This window comes from Caulobacter sp., from assembly GCF_035254145.1.
GTDB lineage: Bacteria > Pseudomonadota > Alphaproteobacteria > Caulobacterales > Caulobacteraceae > Caulobacter.
The window spans coordinates 1-9,580 of record NZ_DATFAV010000151.1 but is presented as its reverse complement, the minus strand read 5'-3'; the positions used below and the strand labels follow the sequence as shown (position 1 = coordinate 9,580).

Below are 9,580 nucleotides of genomic sequence, written 5' to 3'. Positions count from 1 at the left end.
GGTCGGTCGCCGGCGCCTGAAGGCCCAAGAGCACGGCCTGGAGAAGGCGCTCGATCACCAACTCATCGAAATGGCCAAGGAGGCGATCGAAACCCGCACCCCGGCCGAGTTTCGCCTGCCGGTGCGTAACGTCCACCGCAGTGTCGGCGCGATGCTCAGCGGCGAGATCGCGCGGCGCCACGGTTCGGAAGGCTTGCCTCCCGATTGCCTGCGCTTCCACTTCACCGGGTCCGCCGGGCAGAGCTTTGGCGCGTTCGTGCCGCCGGGCATCACCCTGGCGCTGGCAGGCGAGGCCAACGACTATGTCGGCAAGGGCCTGTCGGGCGCGACGATCGTGATCAAGCCGGCGCGCGGCCTGGCCGCGCCGGAGAGCAACGCCCTGATCGGCAACACCGTGCTATTCGGCGCCACGTCGGGCCGGCTGTTCGCGGCGGGCCAGGCGGGCGAGCGCTTCGCCGTCCGCAATTCCGGCGCGGTGACGGTGGTCGAGGGCTGCGGCGCCAATGGCTGCGAGTACATGACCGGCGGCCAGGTGGTGATCCTGGGTCCGACGGGGAACAACTTCGGGGCTGGCATGACCGGCGGCATGGCCTTCGTGCTCGACCAGCACGATCGCTTCCAGGCCAACGTCAATCCCGAGAGCATCCTCGTCCAGCGCCTGGCCTCGCCCTATTGGGAAGGCGTCCTGCGCTCTCTGATCGCCGAGCACGCCCGCGAGACGGATTCGGTCTTCGCCGCGACCCTGCTGCGCGACTGGGACCGCGTGCGCGACCAGTTCTGGCAGGTCTGCCCGAAGGAGATGATCAGCCGCCTGCCTCAGCCGCTGGCGGCGGAAGAGCCGGTCAACGAACGGGCCTGATACAATCCCTCTCCCCTTGGGGGAGAGGGAAACTCACGCCGCCGCCTTGGCTTCCAGCAGCTTGAACGTCGCTCGCGCCCGGGCCACCGGTAGCCCGTCCGCGCGCACCGTCGCCTCGGCGAAGCAGATCGAGCGACCCAGCTTGACGAAGTCGGTGTCGAACTCGAGCCACTGGCCGAGCTTGGCCGAGCCCAGATAGTCCAGGGTCAGGGACACCGTGACCAGTCCGCCGGCCGACTGGCGCGCGGCCGCCAGGCTGGCGGCCAGCGACAGACCCATGGCGTTGTCGGCCAGGGCCGCCAGAAAGCCGCCGTGCGGCATGCTCCGCGAATTGCAATGCGCCTCGCGCACCCGCGTCGCCAACACCAGCCGGTCCGGCGCCGCACGGGCGTAGAGCGGCTCCCACGGCTCGGTGATCGGGCTCTTGCGCGTGTGCGGGGAGAAGCCCTCGGGGATGTCGTCCATGACCGCCTCGCCTGATTTCAAACAACTGTTTTAATCTAGCATCGATGACCCCCTTGCGCGAGGGGACGCGGGCGCCATCGTTAGGGCGTCGGCTGAACGAATGGAGGCGGCTCGACATTCCATGTCCATGCGCGCCTTCGCCCACCTGCTCGACCGATTGTCCCTGACCAGCTCGCGCAACGCCAAGCTGATCCTGATCGAGGACCATCTGCGCCAGACGCCGGACCCCGATCGCGGCTACGCCCTGGCGGCCTTGACCGGAGCGCTGTCATTCAATGCGGCCAAGCCAGCCTTCATCCGCAAGGCGGTCGAGGCGCGGATGGACGCCCAGCTGTTCGCTTGGTCCTACGATTACGTCGGCGACCTGGCCGAGACCGTCGCCCTGGTCTGGCCGGCCAAGCCCGGCGCGAACCGTCCGCCGGAGCTGTCCGAGGTGGTCGAGGCTCTGCATTCGGCGTCACGCATGGAGGTGCAGCGGCTGATCGAGGGCTGGCTGGACGCCTTGGACCCCGACGGCCGCTGGGCGCTCTTGAAGCTGATGACGGGCGGGCTTCGGGTCGGGGTCTCGGCGCGCCTGGCCAAGCAGGCCTGCGCCAATTTCGGCGGCGTCGAGATCGGCCAGATCGAGGAGGTCTGGCATGCGATGGAACCGCCCTATGGCGACCTCTTCGCCTGGCTGGAGGGCCGCTCCGAGCGCCCTTCGCCCGATGCGCCAGGTCGCTTCCGGCCGGTGATGCTGGCCCAGCCGATCGACGAGGCCGTGGACTTCGCCAAGCTGGATCCGGCGGACTACGTCGCCGAATGGAAGTGGGATGGCATCCGTGTCCAGGCCGTCAGCGAGCGGGGCGAACGCAAGCTCTACACCCGCACTGGCGACGACATTTCAGCCAGCTTCCCGGACGTGATCGAGGCGCTGGACTTCGAGGGCGCGATCGATGGCGAACTGCTGGTCCTGCGCGACGGCGCCCTGGCCCCGTTCGGCGACCTGCAGCAGCGGCTGAACCGCAAGACGGTCGACGGCAAGCAGCTGGCGAACTTTCCGGCCGGCGTCCGCGCCTACGACCTGATGCTGGATGGCGAGGAAGACCTGCGCGGCCTGCCCTTCGTCGAGCGACGGGCGCGACTGGAGGCGTTCGTCGCGCGGCTGAAGACCACCCGGATCGACCTCTCCCCGCTGCAACCCTTCTCGACCTGGGAGGAACTGGCCGCCCTGCGCCTGGATCCTCCCGAGGGCGACGCGCGCCTTTCGGAAGGCCTGATGTTGAAGCGTCGGGACAGCGTCTACGAACCGGGACGCCCCAAGGGCCCGTGGTTCAAATGGAAGCGCGACCCGCACCTGATCGACGCGGTGCTGATGTACGCCCAACGCGGCCACGGCAAGCGCTCGAGCTTCTATTCCGACTACACCTTCGGCGTCTGGCGCGAGGACGAAGAGGGCCGACGCGCTCTGACCCCCGTCGGAAAGGCCTATTTCGGCTTCACCGACGAGGAGCTCAGGCAGATCGACAAGTTCGTCCGCGATCACACGATCGAGCGCTTCGGCCCTGTCCGCTCGGTCAGGGCCGACCTGGAGTTTGGCCTGGTGTTCGAGGTGGCCTTCGAGGGTCTGCAACGTTCGGCCCGGCACAAGTCCGGCGTCGCCATGCGCTTCCCGCGCATCAACCGCATCCGCTGGGACAAGCCGTCGAGGGAGGCCGACGAACTGGCGACCCTGGAGGCGATGCTGGACTAGCTAGTGCGCGCCGCCGCCGGCCGCCGCCTGGGCGGGATGGCCGGTCTGGAACAGCTTGCCCTTCTCGGTCCCAAGCACCACCAGCAGGCCCGCCAGGCCGAAGCCGGTGAAGCCCAGGGTCAGCGGCACGGTGGTGCCGTCGTAGAGCTGGCCGATCACGAAGCCGCAGACCGCCCCGCCCACGGTGGTGATGAAGCCCTGGATCGAGGCGGCCGCGCCGGCCACATGGCCCAGCGGCTCCATGGCGATGGCGCCGAAGTTCGACATCACCAGGCCAAAGCAGAACATCATGCCGGCCTGCATCAGGGCGAAGGTGATCAGGCTCTCGTGACCGGTGAGCGCGACCGCCGCGTGCGCGCCCGCGAAGGCGATGAAGCCGATCAAGGCCCAATGCGAGACCTTGCGCATGCCCAGCCGCTCGACGATCCGCGAGTTCAGCAGAGACGAGACCGCCATGGTCCCGGCGATGCCCGCGAAGACCAGCGGGAAGATGTCGCTGGCGTGCAGCACCTCGGAGAACACCTGCTGAGCGGAATTGAGAAAGCCGAACAGGCCAGACAGCACCAGGGCCGCGGCCAGGGTGTAGCCCATGGCCACGCGGTCGGTCAGGGCGGTCTTGAAGGCGGAGCTGACGCCGGCGACCGAGATCGGGATGCGATCTTCCGGATGCTGGGTCTCGGGCAGCTTGATCGCCACCCAGGCGATGACGATCAGGCCGAAGATCGACAGGACGCCAAAGATCCAGCGCCAGGAGGCGACCAGCATGATCGCCTGACCCAGCGACGGGGCGATGATCGGCGTGGCCAGGAAGACGATAAAGGCCAGCGACATCACCCGCGCCATCTGGCGGCCGGCGTAGCAGTCGCGAACGATCGACACCGACAGCACGCGCGTCGAGGCCGCGCCGAGGCCGGTCAGAAACCGGGCGATCAGCAACATCTCGAACGAGGTCGAGAAGGCGCAGAGCGCGGCGAAGATCGTGTAGAGCGACAGACCGACCATCAGCACGGGCTTGCGGCCGTAGCGGTCGGCCAGTGACCCGTAGGCCAGCTGCGCGACGCCAAAGCCCAGCAGGTATGACGTGATCACCCACTGGCGCGCGTTGGGATCATGGACGCCCAGCGCCTCGCCGATATGCGGCAAGGCGGGCAGCATCGAGTCGATGGCCAGGGCGTTGGTGGCCATCATCGCCGCGATCAGGGCGACGAACTGGCCAAAGCCCATGCCGCGGTGCGGCGAGGGGGCGGTGTCTGACATGGAGAGCTCTCGCGATCTGGACGCCCCAGCACGAGACGCGTTCGCGCGGCATATAGGATCTGGCGCGTGGGGCGCCAGATCAAAGAACGACGATCTAACCGTTGAAGGCCCGGATGGCGTCGATGATCTTCGCCTGGTCAGCCTCGCCCAGATAAGGGTGCATCGGCAGGGCCAGCACCGTCTCGGCCTTGGCCTCGGTCACCGGCAACCCGCCGGCGCCGCGCGGGAATTGGGCGTAGGGCGCCTGCACGTGCATCGGCACGGGATAGTAGACCGCCGTGGGAATCCCCTGCGTCTTCAGATGCGCCGCCAGGCCATCACGATCCCCGTGCTCAATCACGTACTGAGCCCATACCGACACGCCGCCGTCGATCACGGCGGGCGTCGAGATCACCGCGCCCTTCAGCCCTTCGGCGTAGCGGGCGGCCACCGTCTGCCGAAGGTCGATCTCCTCGGCGAAGATCGCCAGCTTCTCGATCAGGATCGCCGCCTGGATGGTATCCAGGCGCGAGTTCATGCCGATGCGGGTGTTCAGGTACTTGGGGTCATGGTCGAAGGTCTTGCCCGCGAGATCAGGACCCACCGCCTTGCCGTGGACGCGGTAGCTGTCCATCAGGTCCCACAGGGTGGCGTCGTTGGTCAGCACCGCCCCGCCGTCGCCGTAGCAGCCCAGCGGCTTGGCCGGGAAGAAGCTGGTGGTGGCCACGTCCGCCCAATGCAGGGGATGTTTGCCGTTCAGCGTGCAGCCGAAGCCCTGGGCGCTGTCGGCGATCAGCTTCAGGCCTTCGCGATCGCAGATCGCCTTGATGGCCGGATAGTCGGCCGGCTGCCCGAACAGGTCGACGGCGATGACGACCCTTGGCGTCAGACGCCCCTCGGCCTTCACGCCGGCGATGGCCGCCTCTAGCCGGGCCGGGTCGAGATTGAAGGTGCCCTCCAGCACGTCGACGAACACCGGCGTCGCCCCGACCCACGGCACGACTTCCGGCGTCGCGGCGAAGGTGAAGGATGGGCAGAAGACGGCGTCGCCGGGGCCGACGTCCCAGGCCATCAGCGGCAGGGCGATGGCGTCGGTGCCGTTGGCGCAGGACAAGGCCAGCTTGGCCTGGCCGAATTCGGCGAGCTTGGCCTCGAACTCACGGACCTGGGGACCCATGACGTAGGCGCCGCTATCCAGCACCTTGGCGATCGCGGCGTCGATCTTGTCGCGGATCCGGCGCTGCTGCGCGGCGAGGTCGATGAAGGGCATGCTCATGGGCGCCACGCTCTAGTGTCGGTTCATGACGATTTCGAGCCAATTGATGTAACTGACTGTTTCCGTTGGAGACCCGGAAACGAAGCGGAACCGTTGAGGCGCCGTCTCGTTGACCGGAGGGGGCAGGGGCGCCTATCGAGATTAGCATGAAGACAAAGCCCAGCATCATACCGGCGGACACGTCCCTGCCGTCGCTCGCCAATGTGAAGGCCGACGAGACCATGTTCGGACATTTCCTCGACTGGCTAGGCAGGCTGGCGGTGAACCTGGTTGTCGCCGCCCTGATCCTGGCGGTGACGTTCTGGATCGCCGGCTGGGCCGCGCGGTTCATGCGCCGGACCCTGACGCGCGTGCATCGCGCCAACCCCGACCCGACGCTGGAGAGCTTCAGCGCGTCGCTGGCGCGCTACGCCGTCATCGCCGTGGGCCTGGTCGCGGTGCTGCAGCAACTGGGCGTGCAGGCGACCTCCATCATCGCCGTGCTGGGCGCGGCCTCCCTGGCCATCGGCCTGGCCCTGCAGGGGGCCCTCTCGAACGTGGCGGCCGGCGTGATGATCCTGCTGTTCCGGCCCTACCGGGTCGGCGACCTGATCGAGACCTCGACCCGCCAGGGCACCGTCAAGGCGCTGGACCTGCTGTTCACCGAGATCGCCACGCCCGACAACGTCAAGGTGATGATCCCCAACAGCAAGGTGTTCGGCGACGTCATCCTGAACTATTCGACCCATCGCAACCGGCGGGCCGACGTACTCTTCAAGGTGCCGCTGAAGACCGATCTGATGACGGTGCTTCGACGCCTTCGGGAGCGGGCCGAGAACGATCCGCGCATCCGCAAGGATCCGGCGCCGATGATCGAGGTCACCGATCTCTCGGAGGCCTTCGCCCAGGCGGCGATCCGGGTCTGGACGGCTTCGCCCGACTTCGGGCCGGTCAAGACCGACCTGATGCTGACGGCGCACCTGTTGGCCGAGAATCCGGCGCGCGAGGACCTTCCGCCGCCGCGCCCCACCAAGGCCAAGGACCCCTCGCCGGCCATGCCGGGCGAAGGCGAGCATCATCACCTGATCAGTCTGATAAAGCAGCGCCGAGGTCGGAAATCAGATCCCGGCAAGACTCGATCCCCACCGAAAGCCTGACCAGGCCGTCGGAAATCCCGAGCGCCGCGCGCTGATCGGCCGGTATCGAGGCGTGGGTCATGATCGCCGGATGCTCGATCAGGCTCTCGACCCCACCCAGGCTCTCGGCCAGGGTGAAGAGCCGCGTGCGCTCCAGCATTCGGCGCGCCGGCGCCAGGCCGCCTCGCACCTCGACCGAGATGATCCCGCCGAATCCGCCCAGCATCTGCCGCCGGGCCAGGTCATGTTGCGGATGGCTTTCCAGGCCCGGATAGATCACCCGCTCGATCGCCGGATGACGCTCCAGCCACCGGGCGATCTCCAGGGCGCTGTCGCAGGCGCGCTGCATGCGAAGCGCCAAGGTCTTCACCCCCCGCAGGGCGAGAAAGCTGTCGAACGGCCCCAGCACTCCGCCGACGGCGTTCTGCAGGAACTTCATCTGATCGACCAGGGCGGCGTTGTCCCCGACCACCGCGACGCCCGCCACCACGTCCGAGTGACCATTGAGGTATTTGGTCGCCGAGTGCATGACGACATCGAAACCCAGTTCCAGCGGCCGCTGCACATAGGGGCTGGCGAAGGTGTTGTCGGCGACGGTCGCCAGGCCACGCCTCTTGGCCAGGGCGGCGATGGCCGCCAGATCGGCCAGGCGCAGCATCGGATTGGTCGGCGTCTCGACCCAGATCATCTTCGTCGCCGGGGTGATCGCCGCCTCCACGGCGGCGAGGTCGGCCATGTCGACGAAGCTGAAGGTCAGGCCGGCCGAGCGCTTGCGCACCTTGTCGAACAGCCGGAACGAGCCGCCATAGAGATCGTCGCTGGCGATCACGTGCGCGCCGCTGTCCAGGGTCTCCAGGATGGTCGCGGCCGCCGCCAGCCCCGAGGCGAAGGCGAAGCCGGCCGTCCCGCTCTCCAGGTCGGCGATGCAGCGCTCGAAGGCGAAGCGGGTCGGGTTGTGGCTGCGGCTATATTCGAAGCCCTTGTGCTCTCCGGGGCTCTGTTGCGCATAGGTCGAGGTGGCGTAGATCGGGACCATCACCGCCCCCGTCGTCGGGTCCGGATACTGGCCGCCGTGGATGGTCCGCGTGGCGAAGTCCAGGCGGTTCTTACCAGGGATATCGGTCATGAAAGTCCTCGAAAGGGCTACGCGCTCATCCGCAGGTGATTGATCAGGTCGACCCGGGTGATCACACCTAGGAACTCCTCGCCGTCCACGACAAGGGCGACCTCGTCGCGATCGAACACTTCCGGCAGGGCCTCGACCGGCTGGTGGGCCTGAAGCGTGCGAACCTCACGGGTCATGGCCTCGCCCACCGGCGTCTTGAAGCGCCCTTCGCGGTGCTCGTCCTGACCCTCGACCGCCGCCAGGATGTCGCTCTCGTCGAGGATGCCCACCAGCCTGCCGCGATCCACCACCGGCAGCTGGCTGATGTCCGACGAACGCATGCGATTGTAGGCGGTCAGCAGCGTGTCCTCCGGGCCGATGGCGACGACGCCCCCGTCGACATAGCGCTTGGCGATCAGGTCGCGCAGGTCGCCATGCAGCTCGCGGTCGTCGAAGCCGTGGGCCGCCAGCCACAGGTCGTTGAACATCTTGGTCAGGTACTTCGAACCCGTATCGCAGACGAGGGTCACGACCCGCTTGGCCTCCGTCTGCTCGCGGCAATAGCGCAGCGCCGCGGCCAGCAGGCAGCCCGAGGACGAGCCGGCCAGGATTCCCTCCTTGCGCAGCAGCTCGCGCGCCGTCTCGACGCTCTCGCGATCGCTGATCGAATAGGCCTTGGCGACCAGGTCCATCTGGGCGTTGGCGGGGATAAAATCCTCGCCTATGCCCTCGACGATCCAGCTGCCGGCCTCGCCGAAACTGCCGGTCTCGACGTAGTCCCGCAGGATGGAGCCCTCGGGGTCGGCCAATATCATTTTTGTCTTCGGCGCATGGGCCTTCATGTAGCGGCCGATGCCCGTCAGCGTGCCGCCGGAACCGACGCCAACTACGATCGCGTCGATGTCGCCGCCCATCTGGGCCAGGATTTCGGGACCCGTGGTCGTCTCGTGCGCCAGCGGATTGGCCGGGTTCTCGAACTGATTGACGTACAGCGCGCCCGGGATCGACTGAGCCAGGGCCTGAGCCATGTCCTGGTAGTATTCGGGGTGGCCCTTGCCGACGTCGCTGCGGGTCAGGCGGACGTCCGCGCCCATCGCCCGCAGATGCAGGATCTTCTCCCGCGCCATCTTGTCGGGGACGATCAGGATCAGCTTGTAGCCTTTCAGGCTCGCCACCTGGGCCAGACCCAGGCCGGTGTTGCCCGCGGTGGCCTCGATGATCGTCCCGCCGGGCTTCAGCCGGCCTTCGGCCTCCGCCGCCTCGATCATCGAACGCGCCACGCGATCCTTGATCGACCCGCCGGGATTCTGGTTCTCCAGCTTCAGGAAAAGGCGGCACGGGCCGGTGTCCAGATGCTTGACCTCGACCATCGGCGTGCGCCCGATCAGGTCGAGGGCCGATCCGGCGACCGGAGGCAGGCTTGACGTGGTATATTGGAATTTGGGGTCGTTCATGGCGCAGCTCCGCAGGCCAGGCGAAACGATTTTCCCTAGCTAGGCCTGTTTTCCCAACGAAGGGAAGAGCTGCTGGTTGCCTCGCCCACGGGGAGCGCGGTCGCGGCGAATCCCGCTACGCGTCCGAGCCTGTGGCGCTCAGGCGGTTCCCAAGGTTCCGTGCAGGCTGACCCATTCGCGGGCGAACTTGCGGCTGAGGCCCGCGTCCTCGAACACCACCTTGCGCAACTGCCCCAGGAACTCCGGGGTGTCGTGCACGATCACGAACGGAAAGTCGTTGGCCGAGAGAAAGCCCTGAAGAAAGCGCGAGAAACGATCGACGTCTTCGGGACCGGTAA

Annotated in this window: 8 protein-coding genes and 1 pseudogene; 3 read left to right on the top strand and 6 right to left on the bottom strand. The window is 67.4% G+C overall.

Annotated elements, in window-relative coordinates; all coding sequences use genetic code 11:
* Window positions 1-859, top strand: a pseudogene (locus VJ655_RS08935) (glutamate synthase large subunit); the annotation flags it as partial.
* Window positions 860-892: 33 nt separating this feature from the next.
* Here VJ655_RS08935 and VJ655_RS08930 read toward each other — a convergent pair.
* A complete protein-coding gene (locus VJ655_RS08930; RefSeq protein WP_324110717.1) occupies window positions 893-1,324 on the bottom strand; it encodes a PaaI family thioesterase in 432 nt (143 codons plus the stop codon).
* 121 nt (window positions 1,325-1,445) lie between these two features.
* On the opposite strand from VJ655_RS08930, the gene VJ655_RS08925 reads away from it, so the two are divergent.
* Window positions 1,446-3,056, top strand: coding sequence for a cisplatin damage response ATP-dependent DNA ligase (locus tag VJ655_RS08925; RefSeq protein WP_324110716.1), 1,611 nt, complete (start codon window positions 1,446-1,448; stop codon window positions 3,054-3,056).
* On the opposite strand, the gene VJ655_RS08920 is transcribed toward VJ655_RS08925, so the two are convergent.
* Window positions 3,057-4,313, bottom strand: a complete 1,257-nt coding sequence (locus VJ655_RS08920; protein ID WP_324110715.1) for a multidrug effflux MFS transporter — start codon at window positions 4,311-4,313, stop codon at window positions 3,057-3,059.
* A gap of 94 nt (window positions 4,314-4,407) precedes the next feature.
* The gene (locus tag VJ655_RS08915; protein ID WP_324110714.1) at window positions 4,408-5,568 is read right to left on the bottom strand and encodes a DegT/DnrJ/EryC1/StrS aminotransferase family protein; all 1,161 of its coding nucleotides are present in this window, start codon (window positions 5,566-5,568) and stop codon (window positions 4,408-4,410) included.
* Window positions 5,569-5,714: 146 nt separating this feature from the next.
* Here VJ655_RS08915 and VJ655_RS08910 point away from each other — a divergent pair, with 146 nt between their 5' ends.
* Window positions 5,715-6,704 (top strand): mechanosensitive ion channel family protein, encoded by a 990-nt coding sequence (locus tag VJ655_RS08910; protein ID WP_324110713.1) that lies wholly within the window; start codon window positions 5,715-5,717, stop codon window positions 6,702-6,704.
* Here VJ655_RS08910 and VJ655_RS08905 read toward each other — a convergent pair.
* The 3 genes from VJ655_RS08905 to VJ655_RS08895 all read right to left on the bottom strand — a co-directional run.
* Window positions 6,634-7,809 carry a PLP-dependent aspartate aminotransferase family protein gene (locus VJ655_RS08905; RefSeq protein WP_324110712.1) on the bottom strand — a complete coding sequence of 392 codons (1,176 nt, stop codon included), beginning with the start codon at window positions 7,807-7,809 and terminating at the stop codon, window positions 6,634-6,636. The two genes, VJ655_RS08910 and VJ655_RS08905, sit on opposite strands and share 71 nt — an antisense overlap.
* Window positions 7,810-7,826: 17 nt before the next feature.
* Window positions 7,827-9,242, bottom strand: a complete 1,416-nt coding sequence (locus tag VJ655_RS08900) for a cystathionine beta-synthase (RefSeq protein ID WP_324110711.1) — start codon at window positions 9,240-9,242, stop codon at window positions 7,827-7,829.
* A gap of 138 nt (window positions 9,243-9,380) precedes the next feature.
* The coding region (locus VJ655_RS08895; protein ID WP_324110710.1) for a hypothetical protein at window positions 9,381-9,580 on the bottom strand (200 nt) is incomplete at its 5' end.